Below are 21,158 nucleotides of genomic sequence, written 5' to 3' on the forward strand. Positions count from 1 at the left end.
TATAGTGAGTTGTTTTGTTAGAATAAAAAAAGCCGATTGTAAAAATCGGCTTTTAACTTAAATATTTATTTTATCCTTTAACCTTTTCCTTAAATTGGTCAAAATCACTTTGTTTTACTTCTTTAGGCCATGAGTTATTTGACACATCTACATCTGCTGTTTCTAAATCAGGATCCACGACTATATTTGTAATAGCTTTTTGAGTTTTAAAAACCTTTTTTACTTCATGCTCGTTATACCTCCATATCTGGGCAGGAAATGTTTTTCTTTCTTTAACGCCATCTTCATAGGTTAACTCTAAAATTATTGGCATTACTAACCCTCCTGGTTTTTCAAAAGTAACTTCGTAAAAATATCTTGGTGCTTCGGCTTCTGTTATCTTTGCCTTCTTCTCTTCATCACTTAAACTATTTAAATGATTGTTTAAGGCAGGGAAATCTGAAATGTTCTTTGCATTTTCAGGAATCTTACCTTCTTCGGCTTCTGCAAAATAAACTAGCTTATCTTTATAATTATCAAGGTTTAAATTATTTTGCTTAGCTATTTCTTTAGCTTTTTCTGTTGGTTTATCCGTTAAATAATAACTCTTAACTTCTTTAATACCTACATCAGTATAGTCTGTAGTATAAAACCACCCTCTCCAAAACCAATCTAAATCCATTGCAGATGCATCTTCCATGCTTCTAAAGAAATCCGCAGGCGTTGGGTGCTTAAACATCCATCGTTTTGAATATGTTCTAAAAGCATAATCAAATAATTCTGGCCCCATAATAGTATGTCTTAGCATATATAAACCAGCTGCAGGTTTAGCATAAGCATTAGGTCCAAATTGATGCACATAATCTCCTTGAGACATGATAGGAGAAATATAACTCTGATCTCCTCCCATATATGTTACCATATCTTTAGGTAGGTTTCCTGTTATAAAGTTAGGGTCATAATCTAATTCTGCTAATGTTTCTACAAATGAGTTTAAACCTTCGTCCATCCATGTCCACTGGCGTTCGTCACTATTTACAATCATTGGAAAAAAGTTATGTCCAACTTCATGAGTAATAACACCTATCATACCTCTTTTAAGTCTTTCCGAATATGTTCCATCAGGATTTGGTCTTCCATAGTTAAAACAAATCATAGGGTATTCCATTCCCATTTGAGCATGTACAGAAACAGCTTTATTATATGGATAATCGAAAGTAAGTTTAGAATATTCCTCTAATGTATTGGCTACAACTCGTGTTGAATGCTCTTCCCACAGTGGGTTTCCTTCTTTAGAATATAATGAAATTGCCATTACAGACCTTCCATTTATATCTACTGCCATGGCATCCCATAAAAATTTTCTTGATGTTGCAAAAGCAAAATCCCTTACATTATTAGCTTTAAAATGCCATGTCTTTGTTTTTGTACTTCTTTCTTTTTCAGCTTTTTCGGCCTCTTCCTGTGTTACAATAAAAACAGGGTCTTTATACGATTTTTTAGCTTGCTCAAAACGCTTAAGCTGTAGTTTTGTTAAAACATCTTTTTCATTTTGCAAGACTCCTGTAGCCTCTAATTTGTGATCTGCAGGAACTGTTAACTTAACATCGAAATCTCCAAACTCTAAAGCAAACTCACTACGTCCCCAAAACTGCATATTTTGCCAACCTTCTACATTATTATAAACACAAAGCCTTGGATAAAACTGAGCGATTACATAAGTATTATTTCCATCAGGAAATGCTTCATACCCAGATCGTCCACCTTCTATAATATGGTTATTAACATTATACCACCATTTTATTTGAAATTTAAAGGTATCGCCTGGTGCTAATGGTTTTGGTAAATTAATTCGCATCATGGTTTGATTTATCATAAAAGATAAATCTGAACCATCAGAGTTTTTTACTGCATCAATATTAAAACCACCATCAAAGGTTTTTTTTAAATTTGCTTTCGTGAAACTTACTGGCCCATTAAATGCACCATTAAATTTATCTGAATTTATATCTGGAGTTTTTGAATCTTTAGCTCTCATATTTTGATCAAGCTGTACCCATAAATACTCTAAGTAGTCTTTGGAGTTATTATGGTATGTTATCTTTTCGTTTCCATAAATCTGATTTTTAGATTCATCTAAACGAATATCCATTATATAATCAACTTTCTGTTGCGTATATTCGTGACCAGGCGCACCAGAAGCTGTTCTAGTATTACTTGGTGTCGGCAACACATCTTTCATTTGCCTAAATTTATTCTGATCTGTATGACCTTGAGGCTTTGCTTTTTCTTGATTTTGTGCAAAAATACTTGTTGAAACAAAAACCACAGAAAGGAAATAATACTTAAGTTTTTTCATTGTCAATTTTTATGTTTTTTTTAATAGATCACCTGTTTGAGTAATAATAATTCGTTTATTATTACAAAAAACGCTCGAAAATAATTAATTCGGAAAGGTTTTAACTTAGTTTTAATTAAACTTTAACAATGCACTTTCCTTTTCTGGAGTAAGTATAAAGCTTTTTTGTTTGGAGTTAATTTTTGTTTTTATAATATTCTGCTGCTCTTCAAATAAACCAAACAGCACTTTGTTACTAATTTCAAAAGATTTAATATTTGTTACGCCTTCTATTTCTAAATAGCAACGCATTATATCTTGATCGTATTCTTTACCAATAAAAGTAAGATTAGTTTCTTCGTTATTAATCTTAACTTTTATACTTTCATTTAAATATCTTTTAATATAAACATCAATGGTTTTTGGTTCTTCTTTAGTGGCTAACGTAATAGACTCATCATAGCGATCTCGTAGTAAATTTTCAAAATCGTCAATAAAAATTCTTGTAATTATTTGTACAGATTGTTTCTCTTTTATAAAATCTATTTGAGTAACGCTTAAATAATATTTATGTACACTAGTAAATGCAAAAAGTGGTATAATTAAAAAAAAAAGAAATGGTTTAATAAATGTCATCTATATATTTTTTGCTAAAGTAATTATTTTGATGTTGAACTCATTTAGACTTTTTCAATTTGCTAAAAAATGGCTGTTTTCAGCTCTGTTTTTGTCTTTTTTCCTTCCGTAGCTCTGCTATGCAACTCAAAAAAGTCTCAACATAGGCTAAATCTTCTAATTTTCGCTTAAATCCAAAAAGTCTAAATGAGTTCGTTTCAAAAAGCATTCCAAAAAGGTTTAGTCTTTTTCAGAATTTAAATTTTCTGTATACTGTTTGTATTTACTCTTTAAAAAAATTAATATTTCGAAATCGGTTTTATTTTTGCAGTATTTAACAAAATGTTCATCGTCTGCACAGAAATAAAAGAAGTCCATCCTTAAGTCTTCATCTAATGGATTAGAAGCAAAAAAATCTTTCGACAGCTTGGCTTTTACGGTATTCATTAAAGCTTCTTTTGTTTCAACCTCTACACGATTTTTAAGTATTTTAGTTCTACCAGAAATACCATTTAATATGGGGTTTAAAGGAATGCCTCCAGTTAGTACTCCAAGTAACATTTTTGGTTTAAATTCTCCTGCTTCACTTAAACGACGTTCACTTTGAGTCGCTATTTTACCTTTATAACCTGGTATTCCTACATCATAAAAATTAATAGGTGGATCCCCTTCTACATTAGCAATATCTTTAAGTAAATCTCCTGTTAAAACCTTACCTACTATAACCTCTTCAAGTTCATTTATTTGTTCCTCCAATTTTACTAGGATTGCTCTATTAGAAATATTTTCATTAGAAATAACAACTTCTTTTAATTTATGTTGAATAGATGAAAAGACCAACGAATCGTTTAAGGTAACTTTAATTTTAAACTCACCTTTTTCATTCGTTATGGTAAAAATTTGAGCTGTTTTATTAATGACGTGAATATTCTCAACTCCAGAATTACTTTGAACTTTCCCTAGTATTTCTATAGATTGAGAAATAATTGTTTGAAAAGAAAACAACATAAACACTATTACAATGTCCTTGGCTTTTACCATTTTAGCGTTTTAAAAACAATTCACTTTGCTTTACTAAAAACTCGATAAGATGTATTGTATTATCATTCTTAAAAAGTTTTGGATCAATACCCTTATCTTCTACAAAAGCAATAAAGTCTGCAATATCTTTTAATGGTATATTTAAAGTGTCGCTTAAATATTTATGATCATAAACGTCTAATATTCCTTTTGGCTCTCGTTCTGGTTTTTCTTTTACTTTTGTCTTGTATACGTTTTGTTTGAAAGGTAAATCTTTTTTAAATAATAATTTAAAAATTTTCTCAACGTCTGGAAGGTAATCACGTGCGTCTGGATTTATTATAGCTTTTAAATGATTACTTGCTACCTTATTGTCAAATGCTTTCACATCATTGTATTCAAAAGATCTGTTTATATTTCCCATATTCACACGTATAGGTTCAACGATTTTAACATCGTTTACATCTGCCAACATATTTCCTGTAAGTCCAGATGAAAGTGTAACTGCATCAAGTTGATTAATCCGTTCAACCAATTGTATTTTTAATTGTTTTCTCTTTATAACATCTTCATCAACTGTAATAGAAACTGTTTGAAATTGTAATGCAGAAATTTCAATAACATCAAATAATGCTACCTCAATAATAAATTCCCCCTTTTTATTCGTGATAGTTCCTTTATTTGAAGACGTATTAAAAATAGTAACCACTTCGACATCATTGGTAGCAGAAAGAAGAATACCTTTTATTTGTAATCTATTAATTGATTGACCACTTAAATTAAATGATAAAAAAAGAAGTGCAGATGATATTAATGTTCGCTTCAAGTTGATTAAATTAAAGTATAAAGAACGCTTATCAATTCTTAAATAAATTTAAAAACCGTTCTAAACTTTTGTTAAAACACAACTTAAAACTTATAGGAGTCTATTATTTTTTCTCATGTAAACTTAAAAACTCAAGGCTTTTTTTGTTCAACAATTCAAGAAATTCCATTTCTTTTCCATAGTTAAGCAAGGAAAAATCAAAACCTTTACGCTCAACAAATCTTATAAAGTCCTCAACTCGGTGACTTGGAATATTAAAGTTATCAACTAAAAACTCAGATCCGAAATAGTACTTTATTGATTCTACGGGAACATCGGGAATACCTAATTCCTTTTTATCTGCCACTTCAGACCTAAATAATGGTAACAATAGTTGGTCTACTACATTTACTATATTAAGACCATTTACCATGGCTAGATGCTCTGTCTTTACAATATTTGTGGATTCAGACCTATTATCAGCCCTAAAATCAAAATCATCACTATGCTTAATTCCAAAGTATAAAGCATCTAATTTGGGCTTAAAAACCTCGGTATTATCTATATCTGTATTTAAATTTCCTGATAGCCCCTTTGACGATACAACAATCTCTTCTAGCTTATAAATCTCTTCAATTAAAAAAAGTTTTATCTTTTTAGATTCAATAATTGCCTTATTAACCTTAAAATTAATATTTTGATATTGTAATGCACTTACTTCAATTAAATCATCTAATGCAACACGTAGTTTAAATTCTCCATTTTCATCAGTAATGACTCCCTTATTTGATGATACATTGTAAATAGTAATACCAGAAATATCACTGCTTTCAACTATTATTTTCCCACTAACCTTCACACGGTTAGCGTTTTGAGATATCATATGCATTGTAGAGAGTAATACTAAAAAGAAAATGGCTTTTTTCATGTTATTTTTTTTATTGAAATTAAGGATTTTATTAGACTTTTCAACACTACAACCTATAAAATTTTCTTATAGATCGCATAAATATTAGTTTTATAATATTAGTTTTACTGTGAAAAATATTTATTATGAAAAACATAATTATAGCAAGCACTTCAACAATTCACGGAAGTGATTATTTAGATTACATTTTAGATGATTTAACTATTTTCTTCAATGAGGTTAAAGATATTTTATTTATCCCTTATGCTAGACCTGGAGGTATATCTCACGATGAATATACTAAAATTGTTAATACTGCTTTTTCTAAAATAGACAAAAGAGTAGAAGGTATTCATACTTTCGAGGATCCCATTGATGCTATAAAAAAGGCTAAGGCTATTTTTATTGGAGGTGGTAATACATTTGTTTTAACAAATCAACTTTATAAAAACAATATAATAAATACCTTACAAACAGTTGTAAAAAATGGAACACCCTACTTAGGTACTAGTGCTGGTAGTAATATTTGTGGATTAACTATTAATACAACTAACGACATGCCAATTGTGTACCCGCCAAGTTTTAAAGCTCTAGGTTTTGTTCCTTTTAATATCAACCCACATTATTTAGACCCCGACAAAAACAGTAAGCATATGGGTGAAACCCGAGAAACCAGAGTAAAAGAATTTCATAACTTTAATACACAGCCAGTTATAGGTATAAGGGAAGGTAGCTGGCTACACGTAAAAGACGACTCTATTATCTTGAAAGGGCATTTAACAGCTCGTGTTTTTGAATATAGCAAAGTACCATATGAGGTAGAATCTGGAACAGAGCTAAAGCATTTAAAATAAAAAAGCTTCATATTTCTATGAAGCTTTTAAGAGCGGGAGACCAGGTTCGAACTGGCGACATTCAGCTTGGAAGGCTGACGCTCTACCAACTGAGCTACTCCCGCATTATTGAGCTGCAAATATATACAAACTCTTAAGTCATATGCAAGAAAAAATTATAACTTTTTTAAAAAATGATATCCCAAAATACTAAAGCCCTCATTATAATAAAACTTATGTGAAGCATAATTGCTTACATAGGTATTTAATTCTACAGCTTCATATCCTTTTTCTATAGCATAATTATAAATCCATTCAAAAAATTGTTTTCCTAAACCTTGACCTCTATAAGCTTTATCTATGTATACATGGTCTGGTTCTACGCTCTTTCCAGAATAATGTCGTGTACAAAACCATAAACCTGTAACACCTATTAGCTTATCATCATCGTATATTACTGCACATTCATAATTTTGAGTAATCATCTCAGCAAAACGTTGCTCTAAAATGGCATAAGAAACCTTATTTTCATTTAGTTCTTGTACCAAAGGAATAACAGCATTTATATTTTCTTTTTCTATAATTTTAAATATAAAGGACATCGATTTTTTTTTTTTATAAATGAATGCTTAAAATTAGTTTATATTTTCCATAATCCCTCTAGTGACTTATTATAAAATATAGTGTCTTATAAATAACTAATTTTTTATTTATACTAGTATTAATTTCAAATGAAATCACTTAATGCAGAAAATTTCATATTTTTAATTGCATTAAACTTCAAAAAATGAGAGGAAAAAACCTTAAAGTCCGTTTATTAATAGGTGCTGCTATTGCATTATTTTTTATTTTTAAAAGATGTAGTCAACAAGAAGTGAATCCTTATACAGGGAGAACACAAACCATATCTATGTCTCCGGATAAAGAAATTGCTATTGGATTACAAAGCGCTCCTCAAATGGCACAACAACATGGTGGTCTACATCCAAATAACGAATATCAAGCTTTAGTTGATAATATTGGAAACAAACTAGTAAATAATAGTATTGCTAAAGACACACCTTATCAATACGAGTTTCATTTGCTTGCAGATCCTAACACTATTAATGCTTTTGCGTTACCCGGAGGACAAATTTTTATAACCTATGCTTTATTTTCTAAATTAGACAATAAGGATCAGTTAGCAGGCGTATTAGGTCATGAGATAGGACATGTTCTAGGGCGTCATAGTGCAGAAAGAATAGCCGAAAGCGAATATTGGCAAGGCTTAACAACTGCAGGATCTGTTGGAGCAGATATGGGTGGACTTATTAATGGTATTGGACAAAACACACTACTTACCAATGGTAGAGATGATGAATTAGAAAGTGATGAACTTGGCGTCCTTTTTATGCTTAAAGCTGGTTATAACCCAGAAGAAATGATTGGTGTTATGGAAATTTTAAAAACTGCTGCCGGACCTAATCGGGTTCCTGAATTTCAAAGTACACATCCAGATCCAGATAATAGAATTGAAAAAATTCGAGAAGCTATAGAAAAATACAAAAATCAATAAAATAAAATAGCCTTGAAAATCAAGGCTATTTAAGAGTGACTAACTCAAAATAATTATTTAAGTTTTATAATTATTTTCTCTTTTTTGCTGCTTTAGCTTCCGCTATAGTAGCTTTTATAATTGCTGCTGCATCGGTTGCTCCATGCAATTCAGCATATTGTAATGCGGTCATTTTTTTAGTAGATTTTGCTTTTAAATTGGCTCCTTTTGCTATTAAAAGTTTTAAAATATCCGTTCTGTTAAATTTAGCGGCATACATGACTGGGGTCATTCCATTAGACATTTCATTTATATCTGCACCTCTTTCAATAAGTTTTTGTACAGTTTCTATATCTCCTTTAGCAATTGAAACACAAAATGAGTTCACTTTAAACACATACTCAACATTAGTAGTGTTAACATTTTCGGAAATAGGATTAGCATTAACTGTTACAATAGAAAAACATAATGCAATGGCGGTAATAATGACTGATTTTTTCATGATGAACGATTTAATTTGATTAATGATTGTTTTTTTGATATACTAAAGAGACGATATTATTTCTAATCTGTTACACAAAAAATAATAAATAACACATTTTTAACTTTTTTTTCACAAATAGTTAACTGAATGATTCTTTTTTTAAAAACCTCGAAAAAGCCTTGAAAACTCTAGTATTAAAAAGACTATTTACGTATTCTTTTGTTTAACTTTTTTATCTTTGTTTTTTATCAAAATTTAAAAAAGAATGAACAAAAAAGTTATCTTAATGATACTTGATGGCTGGGGTAATTCTCCAGATCCTAAAGTTTCCGCTATCGATCATGCAAATACATCTTTTATAGACTCTCTTTATAAAAAATACCCGTTTGCTACTTTAAGAACTGATGGATTACATGTTGGATTACCAGAAGGTCAAATGGGAAACAGCGAAGTTGGACACATGAATCTTGGCGCTGGACGTATTGTCTATCAAGACTTGGTGAAAGTCAATTTAGCTGTAAAAGATAAAACATTAAATAACGAAAAAGTATTGGTAGATGCATTCAACTATGCAAAAACTAATGATAAAGATGTTCATTTTTTAGGGTTGTTAAGTGATGGTGGTGTGCATTCACATATCAATCATTTATTTGGATTACTAGATGCTGCTAACGATTTTGGTTTAACCAAAACTTTTGTACATGCATTTACAGATGGCCGTGATGTAGATCCAAAATCTGGCTATGGTTTTCTTTCTGAGTTAGAAAGTCATTTAGAAAAAACAAATGGCAAATTGGCCAGTGTCACTGGTCGTTATTATGCTATGGATAGAGACAAACGTTGGGAACGTGTAAAATTTGCTTATGATGCTTTAGTTAATGGACAAGGTGAGAAATCTACTAATATTACGGAAACCATTCAAAAAAGTTATAAAAATGATATCACCGATGAATTTATTAAACCCATTATTATGGTTGATGAATCTGGGACCCCTCAAGCAAGCATAAAAGAAGGTGATGTTGTTATCTTTTTTAATTTTAGAACAGACCGTGGAAGAGAATTGACAGAAGCGTTATCTCAAAACGATTTCCATGAGCAAAACATGCATAAATTAGATTTGCATTATGTAACACTTACTAATTATGATGAAACTTATAAAAATGTAAATGTTATTTTCAATAAAGATAATTTAACTGAAACACTAGGTGAAGTTTTAGAAAAACACAATAAAAAACAAATACGTATCGCTGAAACAGAAAAATACCCACACGTTACTTTCTTTTTCTCAGGTGGACGCGAGGAGCCTTTTAATGGTGAATCTCGTATTTTAAGAAACTCTCCAAAAGTAGCCACATACGATTTAAAACCAGAAATGAGTGCTTACGAATTACGAGATGCTTTAATTCCTGAGCTTCAAAAAGGAGATGTTGATTTTGTATGTTTAAATTTTGCAAATGGTGATATGGTAGGTCACACAGGCGTTATGGAAGCTGCTATAAAGGCCTGCGAAGCAGTTGATACATGTGTAGAAGATGTTATATCTACTGCTCTAGAAAATGACTATACAACATTACTTATAGCTGATCATGGAAATTGTGAAACCATGATAAATCCTGATGGTACGCCTAATACAGCACACACAACAAACCCGGTTCCTGTTATTTTAATCGATAAGGAATTAAAAACTATTAAAGATGGTATTTTAGGAGATATGGCTCCTACTATTTTAAAGTTAATAGGTATTGAACAACCAGAGTCTATGACACAACATCCTTTAGTTTAAATTAGTGAAAAATAAATTATTGTACTTTTGTTATAAACCCAAGTTTATAACTTAAATGAATTTTAACAATCAACTTATTATAGCAATAGATTTTGATGGTACCATTGTTGAAGATGCGTATCCCAAAATAGGTAAGCCCATATTATTTGCTTTTGAAACTTTAAAAAAGTTACAAGATGATGGGCATAGGCTTATTTTATGGACTTATAGATCTGGAGAAAGGTTAAATGAAGCTGTTAAATTTTGTGAGGATAATGGGATCTCTTTTTATGCTATAAATAATAGTTTTCCTGAAGAAGAATATACCAATGATGTTAGCAGAAAGATTAATGCTGATTTATTTATTGATGATAGAAATATAGGAGGTTTTTTAGGCTGGGGTGAAATATATCAATTACTTACAAATACAAAACCTCCAGAAGTAGAAAAAAAGAAAGGATTGTTTGGTTTTCTAAAATAGTTTTTTCTTAAATTAACTCATAATAAGTCTTATCGATAGACTCTCTATGGTCCGGATGTGCAATCCCCACCAAGGCCTTAACTCTTTCTTGAATGGTCTTACCATATAAGTTAGCGATACCATATTCTGTAACAACATGATGCACATGTGCCCTGGTAGTAACTACGCCTGCTCCCGGTTTTAAAGACGGTACGATTCTACTAACACCTTTTTTTGTAATGGAAGGCAATGCTATGATAGCTTTTCCTCCATCACTTAAGGATGCACCTCTAATATAATCCATTTGACCACCTACTCCCGAATACATTTTAGCTCCAATTGAATCTGCACAAACTTGGCCTGTTAAATCGACCTCAATAGCAGAATTAATAGCGACCATCTTAGGGTTTTGTTTAATAACAGATACATCATTTACATAATCTGAAGCGCGCATTTCAACAAAAGGATTATCATCTACATAATCATACAACCGTTTAGAGCCTATTAAAAATGTAGACAATGTACGTCCTGGATTAACACCTTTAAAGTTTCCATTAATTACATTTTTCAAAATTAGATCAATAACACCATCCGAAAACATTTCAGTATGCAACCCCAAATCTTTATGATTCGTTAAACGTGATAATACAGCATTAGGAATGGCTCCTATCCCCATCTGTAGTGTACTTCTATCTTCTATTAAACTAGCTACATAATCGCCTATTTTATTTTCGATAACTGATGGATTTCCATATAAATGTGTAGGAATAGGTTCATTACATTCAACAAATAAATCTATCTCTGTAATATGAATAATACCATCTCCATGAGTTCTTGGCATTTGCTCATTTACTTGTGCAATGACAGTTTTTGCGTTATCTATGGCAGCCAAACAAGCTTCAACCGAAACACCCAATGAGCAATATCCGTGCTTATCCGGAACAGATACATGAATTAATGCCACATCTAGCGGTATAATATTCCTCTTAAACAATAATGGTAATTCACTTAAAAAAACGGGGGTATAAGATCCGTTTCCAGCAGTTAATGTGTGACGTACATTATTTCCTATAAAAAAAGAATTTACATGAAAACTATCTCTCAGTTCTGGATTGGCATAACCTGTATCTCCTTCTACATGTAAATGACATACTTCAACATTTCTTAATTCCTCATGCCTCTCTGTCATAGCGTTCATTAACAACTGCGGAGCTGCTGCAGCTGCTTGTACATAAACCCTATCATTGCTTTTAATGACTTTAACAGCATCCTCCGCGCTAACAATTTTATACATCTTGTTTAATTTAGTATATAAATTTATTCTTTTTGAACCTCATAAAAAATGTCAAAAGTCATGTTATCGTTAAAATATTAGTACTTAATTTTAAGTATCTTTGCCATTATTTTTTAGACATGATTGTAGTAAAAACAAAAGAAGAAATAGAGTTAATGCGCCAAAGCGCATTAATAGTTTCAAAAACACTTGGCATGCTTGCCAAAGAAGTAAAGGAAGGGGTTTCCACAATGCAACTTGATAAACTTGCTGAAGAATTTATAAGAGATCAAGGCGCTTTACCTGGTTTTTTAGGACTGTATGACTGCCCGTCAACGCTACTTTGTAGTGTAAACGAAGCCGTAGTACATGGCTTACCAACAAACACACCTTTAAAAAATGGAGACATTGTTTCTATTGATTGTGGAGCACTAATGAACGAGTTTTACGGAGATCATGCTTATACTTTTGAAATTGGTGATGTAGATCCTAAAACTAAAAAACTCATACAAGTAACTAAAGAATCTCTATATATTGGTATTAGGGAGTTTAAAGCAAATAATCGCGTTGGTGATGTTGGTTATGCCATACAAAAACATTGCGAAGATCATGGTTATGGCGTTGTTCGCGAATTAGTTGGTCATGGCTTAGGAAAAAAGATGCATGAAGATCCAGAAATGCCAAATTACGGTAAACGTGGTCGTGGTAAGAAATTCATTGAAGGTATGGTAGTTGCCATAGAACCTATGATAAATGGAGGCACTCATAAAGTGAGGCAATTAAAAGACGGTTGGACTATTGTTACTCAAGATGGTAAGCCTAGTGTTCATTTTGAGCATGATGTGGCACTTGTAGATGGAAAACCTGAAATATTATCAACGTTTGCTTACGTACATGAGGCTTTAGGAATTGTGAGCACTGAAGAAGATGAGTTTAGACAAAAGGCTTTAGTCCTTTAATTTTTTTGACACGAATTTCACGAATTTTCACTAATACTTACTCAACATCTTTTTTCTATTTGCCTAATACTATATGTCTGATTTAATTTATAAAGAAAAAGCCTATAAAATCATTGGTATTTGTATGGAAGTACATAATCAATTAGGAAAAGGTTTTAATGAAGTTGTTTATGCAGATGCTTTGGAAATAGAATTAATGGATAATGGAATACCGTATTCCAGAGAAAGGAAATTTGGCATTATTTACAAAGGAAATTTGCTCCCACATAAATATAAAGCTGATTTTATTATAAATGAGAAAATAATATTGGAACTAAAAGCAATTAACTGTTTAACGACTTCTCACATAAAACAGACATTAAACTATCTTGCAGTGTCAAAATTGAAACTTGGTTTATTAATTAACTTTGGAGAAGATAGCTTAAAATACAAACGAATTATATTATAATGATTCGTGAAAATTAGTGAAATTCGTGTCAAACAACTCAGCGAAACAACTTGAAAAAAATTTTTAAATTCATACTAAATTTTATCCCAAGAACTTTACTCATAAGGTTAAGTTACATTATTCGTCCTGTTTTAGGCTTCATTTTAAAAGGTAATACATATACCGACCCTATAGATAATAAGAGCTTTAAAACGTTCTTACCTTATGGTTATGGAAATCAAAGAAACAATGTGCTCTCCCCTTCTACGCTTTCATTAGAACGTCATAGACTGCTATGGTTATATTTAAAAAACGAAACCGATTTCTTTCAACCTGAACCTGTTTTAGGTTCTTCGACAAAAGAATCGAAAAGAATTATTTTAAGAGCTACCGAAACAAGTTCGGCATTAAAGGTATTGCATTTTGCTCCAGAACAAGCATTTTACAAACGCTTTAAAAAGATGAAAAACCTTGATTACATTACAACCGATTTGAATTCCCCTTTAGCTGACGTAAAAGCCGATATTTGTAACCTGCCGTTTGAAGATGATGCGTTCGACATTATTTTTTGCAATCACGTTTTAGAACATATTCCAGACGATACCAAAGCCATGCAAGAATTGTATCGCGTTTTAAAAGTTGGAGGCATGGGGATTTTTCAAATCCCGCAAGATTTAACTAGAGAAAAAACGTTTGAGGATAATACCATAACTGATAAGAAAGAACGCGCCAAAATATTTGGTCAATATGATCATGTTCGTGTTTACGGTCGTGATTTTTTTGATAAGCTTCGTAGTATTGGTTTTAAAGTCGATGAAGTAGATTACACAGCTAACCTTTCAAAAGAAGTTATTGAAAAGTACTGCTTAGCAAAAGGTGAAATTATTCCCGTAGTTTATAAATAAAAATGATTTATTAAATTTATTCTTTTTATGACACAACAAATTATAATTGCTACAGGTGCTTTTTTTGGTATGCTATCTGTGATTTTTGGAGCTTTTGGAGCTCATGCATTAAAGAAAATTTTATCTACCGAACAGCTACATAGTTTTGAAGTTGGTGTAAAATACCAAATGTATCATGCTATTGTTTTATTAGCTATAGGTTTTAATTTCAACAATATAACTCCTACAACCTATTGGTGCTTCACCTTAGGAATTATATTGTTCTCTTTTAGTATTTATGGGTTAGTATTGTCAGATGCTAAAGGGAAAAAGTTTCGGTTTTTAGAACCTATTACTCCAATAGGAGGTTTACTTCTAGTTATTGGCTGGTTACTTTTACTCATTAACGTTTTATAAACACGCTTACTTTATAAGTTACTGTTCTGTAAACCCATTCAAAAACAAAGTTTCCTACTCTTTTTTTATCATTATCAAAATTAACCAATTATAGACCTAAAATTCGTTTTAAAACAAAACTGAAACTAGGCAAAGACACCTAATTCACGTATTTACATTCCAGAATATTTTGTCCAGGTGTAATACCTTCTGTGAATACTTTTTGATAACCACTCCCATTGCATTGTTGTGCAAAAACAGCATAATGATAACTACATCTTCCATCTTTACGTTTCATAACTATAACACCAGAAATACGTCTTCCAAGTTGAGCCCCAGTTAATGAATTTCTATAAATAGACCAATCTGTGTCTGTAAAATAGACTTTAGTTATCGTTTCTTGCCAACCATATTGATTTGCCCAATTTTTTGAAGCCACTAAGGCTTGTGCTTCTAATGAGAGGTTCTGTAAGCCCTTTTTTGGTAAACGTTCATTTTTAATTTTTTCTGTCTGCTTATCGCTATATTTCTTATCGCCATAAACTTTAGCCTTTTTTGTCCAAACCAATAATTTAGTACCTATGTCTTCTTGCTTACTTTTATCTAAATCCAGCTTGCGAATAGTTTGTTGGTCTTTATGAAAATAGTTAAACACATCGTATTCACCCCATGTTTCCTGTCCTAATTCGCCGCTACCTCTAAATTTAGCCCAAATGAATGCTATATTATTTTCAGAAAATATGTATTCCCGTAAGTTACCTCTATCTCCATAAACATCAAATCCTAACAATTTACTGTACTCAGGTAAAAAATAATAGGTTCCAACAGAATACCCAGAAGACACTAACATTTTTATTTGTTTTTCTCCACTTTCAACAAATTCGACTTGAACACTTTTATAATATTCTCCAGCATGTTTTAATTTAGAAACTGCAAAAAACTCACCATTTCCACCTGCAACATTTATATCTTTTGTACCATTTATAATGTCTTCTGAAAATTTAATAGCATAGGCTTCAACTTTATCTTTGGTCATAGCTGTTACTTTATTTTTATCAGTACTAAAAAAATTGTAGTAAGCAAAGGTTCCCCAAACTCCTTCTCCCAAAGCAACCATAGGGCTTTTAGGCATTACCGATATATAACTATTAGCATCATAAGTAATCACATAAATCCCTGATTTTCCATATACAGGTTTACCAACATCATTACTAGCTTTGGCATTATACATATAAGTTGCTGGTATACATTGCTCGCAAGATGCCATTACTAAAATTTTAACACCATTATTTTCTCCTACTTGTAAAAATTGTTTTTTACTGCCATCTCTAGCTGGTACTAATAAATGATATGTTCCATTTATCGCTTTTGTTGGTATTTCTTTTTGTGCATGTATGTTGTTCCTAAAAAACAGTAAGCATAATACTATCAAAATTACTTTCTTCATTTTTTATTTTTATAAAGTAGCCTAAAATTATTTTATTAGAGAACCCTCAATAACTTTAGGCTACTTATATATTTACTGATTAATTAAGGAGTATCATCAACATCTGTAACATAAACAGTTACCTGACGGCTAATAGTAATGGTTCCATCAGAAACTCTTACCGGAAAATTATGGAAGGTATTAGTCTCATAATCTAAACTACTGCCTGCTTTTAAGCTTATTATTCCTAAGGAACTTATTTCAAAATCACGAGATGCAAAAGTATCTCCAAGGGAAAAGATTAAAGTGTCGCGATCTTCATCGCTTGTGGGAATACCTCCTATTGCAAAAGTATCATCTATGTCTTCTGCAACTGTAAATACTGTGGTTCCAATATTTGGAGCATCATTTACATCATTGATATTGATGATGATGTCTGTACTTGTTTGTAAATTGTTATCAGAAGTCACAATTTCTAGCGTATAGCTTGATTTCTGTTCAAAATTTAAGGTGCTATTTACTGCCAAACTAATTTCTCCTGAATTGTTAATTTCAAATGGGAAACTACTTCCTATAATACTAAACACTAAAGAATCTCCATCTGGGTCTGATGCTACTAACGTACCGATTAATACTCCTGAAGCGCTGTTTTCATCTATTGAAAAATTTTGAGGTGCAACCACTGGAGCTTCATTATCATTAATAACATTAATTGTGATAATGCTGTTTGCTTTTAAAGCACCATCAGACACCTCAACAGTTAATGTATGGCTTGTAGATACTTCATAATCTAGGGTTTTACCCAAGATAAGACTTAAATCTCCCGTTGTACTTATTTCAAATAAATTGTCACTATTGGTTGTTATGCTATAATTTAGTGTATCACCATCTGGATCTTGCGCCACAACTTTGCCTAACACATCTGTATCTAATACACCTTCATTAGCATTGAAAGATTGCGTACTCACAGTTGGTGCTACGTTAACTGGTCCATCATCGTTACTACAAGACAGTCCTAATATTGTCATTAATATGATGAAACTTCTTTTAATTGTTTTCATAATAAATAGGTTTTTGGTTTATTTAAGTAATTATTATTTTATGTTTTTAATTAATACAGTTTATGTTATAATTTGAATTAGGCGTTTTTTTCCAGCCACTAAAACCATTTACTGCGCCTTGATCTACTTTTATACAAGTCAAGTTTGCATTACCTTGTAATTGCATTCTCAACATATTACTATTGTTTCCGTTTGCTATATTTATGGTTCCAGTAAGATTATTTGAATGCGCTTTTAAATCTGTTAGTTTTATCAGTTTGCTAATATCTAAGGCTTGCAGATTATTATGTTCTAACAGTAATTGCTCTAATAATATGTTAGTAGAAACATCAATAGTTTGTATTTGATTGACAAACAACCCTAGTCTTTTAAGTTTTGTGTTTTTTTCAAGATTTATTGAAACTATACTATTCTCATTGGCAAAAAAACTTCTTAAATCTGTTAGTTGTTGCATAGCGGTTACCGGCAGGTTGTCTATATTTTTTTTGCCAATATTTACTGCTGAGACTCTGTTATTTTCAACAGTTATTCCATCCCAAGTCGATACATCTATTGTCGAAATATCCCAAGTGAGTGTGTTGTTTGTGTTTGCATTATAAATCTCGATTAAAGCATCCCTATCTTTTTTAAGTTCTGTTCCATTTGACTTGTTTCCGTCATCATCGTTACTACAACTTGTAAATAAAATAAGTGTAAAAATTAAGGTTAAGTGTTTTAAAATTTTCATTGGAGTATATATTAATTGGTTTATTGAATCGTTTTTTCTTGTCCGCAACTTTGATTTGCAGTACTTATTTGTGTGGATTTAGCTGCCGATGAGTTGCCACTAAAACTGTAATATTGATTTTTTTTACAGTTGTATGTACCTTTCCCATTAACAGAAATACGTGATCCGTTACTAGATCCTTCTTCATAAATATAGATGTCTTTTCCTGTTCTATTGGTAATTGTAACTTGACTTTGGGAGGCACTTTGTGCAAAACTTTGATTACGCTCTTTAATACGTCTATACGCATCAGAATTTCTCCAATCTGCCCTTTGTTTATTAATAGCATCGATCGTTAATTTTCGGATACTTTCGGTATTTTCAACAATGGCTGCATTTTTAGGGTTTTTCATCCATTGGGCATACACAGTTTGTTGTTTTTCATAGGCATTGTCTAAATACTTCTTAAGGGTTTCGTGTGGCTGCATCTCTTTCATTTTTTTGGGAGAGCGCATCACTTCTTTCATTTTTTTCAATCCACCCATTTTTTTTGTCTGATGCTCCATGACAGAGACCAGATTATAACTATCCTTACTTTCCCAGTCTTCTATAACGTAAATCCTTCCATCGAGAAAAACAAGACGGTTTCCATCTGTTAATCGGTTAATTCGAGGAGCAAACCCTAATTCGTCTTGCATTTCCTTATTCCCTTCAAAAACCTTTTCAACATAAGTGATAGGGAACGCTTCATTATCTGGTAAAAACATAGTTTCTTTATACTTATCAGGGCGATCTGGATTACCTCCAAAAATCATATAAACTTCCTTATGCGCTCCAGGTTGAATTCTGTAATCTTGAAAATTGGTTAGTTTATATGTCAACTCATCGAGCCCTCCTTCGTATTTACCAGAGCCATCTTGTTGTGTAAGATACCCTATATAATCACCTTTTTTAATCAAACTCAATTGTTCGGTTTGATGTTTAACTTCATTTTGAGCAATTGTCTTTAGCCCTAACAATACAATTAATAGTAATAATTTTGTTTTCATAATATAACGTGGTAATTTTTAGATTGATAAATTTTAAAGTCGGGCTCACAATAATGTACACCCGACTTGCTATTTAATCATTGGGATTTAATTCTTTATAAAGCGCTTTACACCTATTTTCCCTGAATTGGAGTATATTTTTAATAGGTATATGCCTGTAGAGAGCTGGGATACATCTACTTGTTTTTTATAACTCTCTATAATTTTTTGACCTTGTACAGTAAATATGTCTATTCTTTCCAGTCCTTCTTCTAATTGTACTATTAATGTATGTGTAACCGGGTTAGGATATATGGCAATATTTTCTAATGTAGAATCATTTACTCCTAGACTAGAACAATTGGTACTGAAACTTGTTTGAGAATCAATGCTTGACATCCAATTTGTATTGCTATAAGCTACATTATCTACTTGAATACATGTAAGATTAGGGTTATTACCCGCACTAAACCAACCCGATCCCATGTTAGTATTACCACCACTGGAAATATCTAATTGAACTAAATCATTATCATTGGCATTCATTTGATCCAATAAAGGATTTAATGTTAAATTTAGACTTGTTAATGAATTACCATTACAAAACAACTTGGTAATATTAGTAAAAGCCTCAATACCAGTTAAATCTGAAATATTTGTATTTGCAACCGAAATCCATCCTGTATATGCACTTGCCTCACCACACTGTATTTCAGTATCTCCATTGGTGTTTATGGTCATATCTCCTACTAAGTAGCTTTTAAAATTTGCATCTGGAATATTTACTGTACAATTTACAAGCTCCAATTTATGAGTAAAAGCGTCGCGAGAAGTCATAGAAGTTAAGTTTGCAACTCCTGTGTTTGGATCGAAATCTACTGTACCTTCATAATAACCTGTGGTATAAATATTACTATCCTTTACTTCAATAGCTAATGGTACATCATTTAAAACCTCTCCAATCCTTATCGCCCATTCGTAATCTCCTGCTGCATCTAACTTTTGGATAAAAATATCTAAACCTCCAGCTGGAGTCATATTTTCTGTACCTGCACCTGGATCAAAATCGCATGTATCACCAAAACTACCTGCTGTATAAACATTACCCGAATTATCCACAGAAATCCCTCTACCTACATCACTACCAGCTCTACCCATATGTTTTGCCCATACAAAATCTCCAGTAGTGTCCAATTTCACAATAAAAATATCATTTCCTCCTCCAAATGAAGACATATTGAATGTTCCTGTTCCTGGATCAAAATCTGCTGTGGATTTAAAGTAACCTGTGGTATAGACATTCTCTGATCCATCTACATCCATAGCGAAAGAATAGACCTGTCCAGACGAGCTTAAAAAAGCCTTTGCCCAGATAAAATTACCAGAGCTGTCTAATTTTTGAATAAATGCATTTCTACCACCACCAGTACTTAAATTATATACTCCTGTTGTTGGATCTGGATCTGGGTTAAAATCTACTGTTCCATCAAAATAGCCTGTAGTATATACATTACCAGATGTATCTGTTTTTATAGCTGTACCTTCATCATTATTTCCTGCCCCCATATTCACAGCCCAAACAAAATCTCCTGACGCATTTAATTTCTGAATAAAAATGTCTGATGTATTGGGATCTGTTCCATTAGCCGTTAAGTTTGTAGTACTAGTTCCTGGATCAAAATCTACTGTTCCTTTAAAAAATCCTGTGGTATAAACATTTCCTGCGCTATCTGAAGTTATCCCTTTCCCAAAATCTCCAGATGGCCCGCTTATTTGTCTTGCCCAAACAAAATCTCCATCTGTATCTAATTTTAAAATAAATACATTTTGATTTCTTGCGGATGCTGACATATTAAATACACTTGAACCTGGATCAAAATCTACTTGAAAATTGAAGTAACCTGTAACCAATACATTTGCATTATTATCTAACGCTAGAGCTAATGGTTGATCATCACCAGTACCATTTATGTATTTTATCCAAAGTTGAATACCATTAGAATCTTGCTTTCTTATAAAAATGCCTCTATCTGTTCCAGGTCCCGCTTGAGTTGTTCCAACAGTATATACATTATTTAATGCATCTATTTTTATAGACCTTCCTAAGTCTTCATCTAGTGTTGTTGCCCATACATGGTTTTGGGCGTTTGTAGTTCCAAATGTTATTAATACAACTATTAATAAGCCAAGTAATTTTGTTTTCATTATAGGTTAAATTTTTAAGATTATGGTGCAAATCTATATGTAATGAAACCTCTATT

21 protein-coding genes and 1 tRNA gene are annotated in these 21,158 nt (G+C 31.7%); 8 read left to right on the forward strand and 14 right to left on the reverse strand.

The window, feature by feature from the left end:
• Positions 1 to 70 precede the first annotated feature (70 nt).
• The 5 genes from Q4Q39_RS16800 to Q4Q39_RS16820 all read right to left on the reverse strand — a co-directional run bounded on the left by Q4Q39_RS16800 (position 71) and on the right by Q4Q39_RS16820 (position 5,685).
• Complete coding sequence (locus Q4Q39_RS16800; RefSeq protein ID WP_303283713.1) at positions 71 to 2,338, reverse strand: M1 family metallopeptidase; 2,268 nt, start codon at positions 2,336 to 2,338, stop codon at positions 71 to 73.
• Between the two features lie 111 nt (positions 2,339 to 2,449).
• Positions 2,450 to 2,953, reverse strand: coding sequence for a DUF6702 family protein (locus tag Q4Q39_RS16805; RefSeq protein WP_303283714.1), 504 nt, complete (start codon positions 2,951 to 2,953; stop codon positions 2,450 to 2,452).
• Positions 2,954 to 3,172: 219 nt separating this feature from the next.
• Positions 3,173 to 3,973: a carboxypeptidase-like regulatory domain-containing protein gene (locus Q4Q39_RS16810; RefSeq protein WP_303283715.1), complete on the reverse strand. Its 801-nt coding sequence runs from the start codon at positions 3,971 to 3,973 to the stop codon at positions 3,173 to 3,175.
• A gap of 1 nt (position 3,974) precedes the next feature.
• A complete protein-coding gene (locus Q4Q39_RS16815; protein WP_303283716.1) occupies positions 3,975 to 4,778 on the reverse strand; it encodes a BamP family beta-assembly machinery protein in 804 nt (267 codons plus the stop codon).
• A gap of 103 nt (positions 4,779 to 4,881) precedes the next feature.
• Entirely contained in the window at positions 4,882 to 5,685 is an 804-nt protein-coding gene (locus Q4Q39_RS16820; RefSeq protein WP_303283717.1) for a carboxypeptidase-like regulatory domain-containing protein, read from the reverse strand.
• Between the two features lie 125 nt (positions 5,686 to 5,810).
• Between Q4Q39_RS16820 and pepE the strand changes: the two genes are divergently transcribed.
• The gene (gene pepE / locus Q4Q39_RS16825) at positions 5,811 to 6,518 is read left to right on the forward strand and encodes a dipeptidase PepE (protein WP_303283718.1); all 708 of its coding nucleotides are present in this window, start codon (positions 5,811 to 5,813) and stop codon (positions 6,516 to 6,518) included.
• Between the two features lie 31 nt (positions 6,519 to 6,549).
• Here pepE and Q4Q39_RS16830 read toward each other — a convergent pair.
• A tRNA-Gly gene (locus tag Q4Q39_RS16830) sits at positions 6,550 to 6,622 on the reverse strand.
• 51 nt (positions 6,623 to 6,673) lie between these two features.
• Positions 6,674 to 7,099, reverse strand: a complete 426-nt coding sequence (locus Q4Q39_RS16835; RefSeq protein ID WP_303283719.1) for a GNAT family N-acetyltransferase — start codon at positions 7,097 to 7,099, stop codon at positions 6,674 to 6,676.
• 185 nt (positions 7,100 to 7,284) lie between these two features.
• Here Q4Q39_RS16835 and Q4Q39_RS16840 point away from each other — a divergent pair, with 185 nt between their 5' ends.
• A complete protein-coding gene (locus tag Q4Q39_RS16840) occupies positions 7,285 to 8,052 on the forward strand; it encodes a M48 family metalloprotease (RefSeq protein WP_303283720.1) in 768 nt (255 codons plus the stop codon).
• Positions 8,053 to 8,122: 70 nt separating this feature from the next.
• Here the strand turns inward: Q4Q39_RS16840 and Q4Q39_RS16845 are convergent, their stop codons facing one another.
• Positions 8,123 to 8,533: an ankyrin repeat domain-containing protein gene (locus Q4Q39_RS16845; protein WP_303283721.1), complete on the reverse strand. Its 411-nt coding sequence runs from the start codon at positions 8,531 to 8,533 to the stop codon at positions 8,123 to 8,125.
• A gap of 247 nt (positions 8,534 to 8,780) precedes the next feature.
• On the opposite strand from Q4Q39_RS16845, the gene gpmI reads away from it, so the two are divergent.
• A complete protein-coding gene (gene gpmI, locus Q4Q39_RS16850) occupies positions 8,781 to 10,298 on the forward strand; it encodes a 2,3-bisphosphoglycerate-independent phosphoglycerate mutase (protein ID WP_303283722.1) in 1,518 nt (505 codons plus the stop codon).
• A 55-nt stretch (positions 10,299 to 10,353) separates the two neighbouring features.
• Positions 10,354 to 10,758, forward strand: a complete 405-nt coding sequence (locus Q4Q39_RS16855) for a BT0820 family HAD-type phosphatase (RefSeq protein ID WP_303283723.1) — start codon at positions 10,354 to 10,356, stop codon at positions 10,756 to 10,758.
• A 7-nt stretch (positions 10,759 to 10,765) separates the two neighbouring features.
• On the opposite strand, the gene Q4Q39_RS16860 is transcribed toward Q4Q39_RS16855, so the two are convergent.
• Positions 10,766 to 12,031: an acetyl-CoA hydrolase/transferase family protein gene (locus Q4Q39_RS16860; protein ID WP_303283724.1), complete on the reverse strand. Its 1,266-nt coding sequence runs from the start codon at positions 12,029 to 12,031 to the stop codon at positions 10,766 to 10,768.
• A gap of 119 nt (positions 12,032 to 12,150) precedes the next feature.
• Here Q4Q39_RS16860 and map point away from each other — a divergent pair, with 119 nt between their 5' ends.
• From map to Q4Q39_RS16880, 4 genes are all read left to right on the forward strand, one after another.
• On the forward strand, positions 12,151 to 12,969 hold the full coding sequence (gene map / locus Q4Q39_RS16865; protein ID WP_303283725.1) for a type I methionyl aminopeptidase: 819 nt from the start codon (positions 12,151 to 12,153) through the stop codon (positions 12,967 to 12,969).
• A gap of 73 nt (positions 12,970 to 13,042) precedes the next feature.
• Entirely contained in the window at positions 13,043 to 13,417 is a 375-nt protein-coding gene (locus tag Q4Q39_RS16870) for a GxxExxY protein (RefSeq protein WP_303283726.1), read from the forward strand.
• Between the two features lie 50 nt (positions 13,418 to 13,467).
• Positions 13,468 to 14,301: a class I SAM-dependent methyltransferase gene (locus tag Q4Q39_RS16875; protein WP_303283727.1), complete on the forward strand. Its 834-nt coding sequence runs from the start codon at positions 13,468 to 13,470 to the stop codon at positions 14,299 to 14,301.
• Between the two features lie 27 nt (positions 14,302 to 14,328).
• A complete protein-coding gene (locus tag Q4Q39_RS16880; RefSeq protein WP_303283728.1) occupies positions 14,329 to 14,697 on the forward strand; it encodes a DUF423 domain-containing protein in 369 nt (122 codons plus the stop codon).
• Between the two features lie 139 nt (positions 14,698 to 14,836).
• Here Q4Q39_RS16880 and Q4Q39_RS16885 read toward each other — a convergent pair whose 3' ends face one another.
• The 5 genes from Q4Q39_RS16885 to Q4Q39_RS16905 all read right to left on the reverse strand — a co-directional run bounded on the left by Q4Q39_RS16885 (position 14,837) and on the right by Q4Q39_RS16905 (position 21,102).
• Positions 14,837 to 16,123 (reverse strand): hypothetical protein, encoded by a 1,287-nt coding sequence (locus Q4Q39_RS16885; protein ID WP_303283729.1) that lies wholly within the window; start codon positions 16,121 to 16,123, stop codon positions 14,837 to 14,839.
• Positions 16,124 to 16,206: 83 nt separating this feature from the next.
• A complete protein-coding gene (locus tag Q4Q39_RS16890) occupies positions 16,207 to 17,163 on the reverse strand; it encodes a cadherin repeat domain-containing protein (RefSeq protein WP_303283730.1) in 957 nt (318 codons plus the stop codon).
• 46 nt (positions 17,164 to 17,209) lie between these two features.
• Positions 17,210 to 17,890 (reverse strand): hypothetical protein, encoded by a 681-nt coding sequence (locus tag Q4Q39_RS16895; RefSeq protein WP_303283731.1) that lies wholly within the window; start codon positions 17,888 to 17,890, stop codon positions 17,210 to 17,212.
• 20 nt (positions 17,891 to 17,910) lie between these two features.
• On the reverse strand, positions 17,911 to 18,918 hold the full coding sequence (locus Q4Q39_RS16900; protein ID WP_303283733.1) for a hypothetical protein: 1,008 nt from the start codon (positions 18,916 to 18,918) through the stop codon (positions 17,911 to 17,913).
• An 87-nt stretch (positions 18,919 to 19,005) separates the two neighbouring features.
• A complete protein-coding gene (locus tag Q4Q39_RS16905; protein ID WP_303283734.1) occupies positions 19,006 to 21,102 on the reverse strand; it encodes an SBBP repeat-containing protein in 2,097 nt (698 codons plus the stop codon).
• Between the last annotated feature and the right edge of the window lie 56 nt (positions 21,103 to 21,158).

Origin of the sequence: Flavivirga amylovorans, from assembly GCF_030540875.1 — a bacterium.
GTDB lineage: Bacteria > Bacteroidota > Bacteroidia > Flavobacteriales > Flavobacteriaceae > Flavivirga > Flavivirga amylovorans.

Coding starts and splice junctions, on each gene's coding strand:
- Q4Q39_RS16800 (WP_303283713.1), bottom strand. CDS start 2,338: ATGAAAAAACTTAAGTATTATTTCCTTTCTGTGGTTTTTGTTTCAACA.
- Q4Q39_RS16805 (WP_303283714.1), bottom strand. CDS start 2,953: ATGACATTTATTAAACCATTTCTTTTTTTTTTAATTATACCACTTTTT.
- Q4Q39_RS16810 (WP_303283715.1), bottom strand. CDS start 3,973: ATGGTAAAAGCCAAGGACATTGTAATAGTGTTTATGTTGTTTTCTTTT.
- Q4Q39_RS16820 (WP_303283717.1), bottom strand. CDS start 5,685: ATGAAAAAAGCCATTTTCTTTTTAGTATTACTCTCTACAATGCATATG.
- pepE (WP_303283718.1), top strand. CDS start 5,811: ATGAAAAACATAATTATAGCAAGCACTTCAACAATTCACGGAAGTGAT.
- Q4Q39_RS16835 (WP_303283719.1), bottom strand. CDS start 7,099: ATGTCCTTTATATTTAAAATTATAGAAAAAGAAAATATAAATGCTGTT.
- Q4Q39_RS16840 (WP_303283720.1), top strand. CDS start 7,285: ATGAGAGGAAAAAACCTTAAAGTCCGTTTATTAATAGGTGCTGCTATT.
- Q4Q39_RS16845 (WP_303283721.1), bottom strand. CDS start 8,533: ATGAAAAAATCAGTCATTATTACCGCCATTGCATTATGTTTTTCTATT.
- gpmI (WP_303283722.1), top strand. CDS start 8,781: ATGAACAAAAAAGTTATCTTAATGATACTTGATGGCTGGGGTAATTCT.
- Q4Q39_RS16855 (WP_303283723.1), top strand. CDS start 10,354: ATGAATTTTAACAATCAACTTATTATAGCAATAGATTTTGATGGTACC.
- Q4Q39_RS16860 (WP_303283724.1), bottom strand. CDS start 12,031: ATGTATAAAATTGTTAGCGCGGAGGATGCTGTTAAAGTCATTAAAAGC.
- map (WP_303283725.1), top strand. CDS start 12,151: ATGATTGTAGTAAAAACAAAAGAAGAAATAGAGTTAATGCGCCAAAGC.
- Q4Q39_RS16870 (WP_303283726.1), top strand. CDS start 13,043: ATGTCTGATTTAATTTATAAAGAAAAAGCCTATAAAATCATTGGTATT.
- Q4Q39_RS16880 (WP_303283728.1), top strand. CDS start 14,329: ATGACACAACAAATTATAATTGCTACAGGTGCTTTTTTTGGTATGCTA.
- Q4Q39_RS16885 (WP_303283729.1), bottom strand. CDS start 16,123: ATGAAGAAAGTAATTTTGATAGTATTATGCTTACTGTTTTTTAGGAAC.
- Q4Q39_RS16890 (WP_303283730.1), bottom strand. CDS start 17,163: ATGAAAACAATTAAAAGAAGTTTCATCATATTAATGACAATATTAGGA.
- Q4Q39_RS16895 (WP_303283731.1), bottom strand. CDS start 17,890: ATGAAAATTTTAAAACACTTAACCTTAATTTTTACACTTATTTTATTT.
- Q4Q39_RS16900 (WP_303283733.1), bottom strand. CDS start 18,918: ATGAAAACAAAATTATTACTATTAATTGTATTGTTAGGGCTAAAGACA.
- Q4Q39_RS16905 (WP_303283734.1), bottom strand. CDS start 21,102: ATGAAAACAAAATTACTTGGCTTATTAATAGTTGTATTAATAACATTT.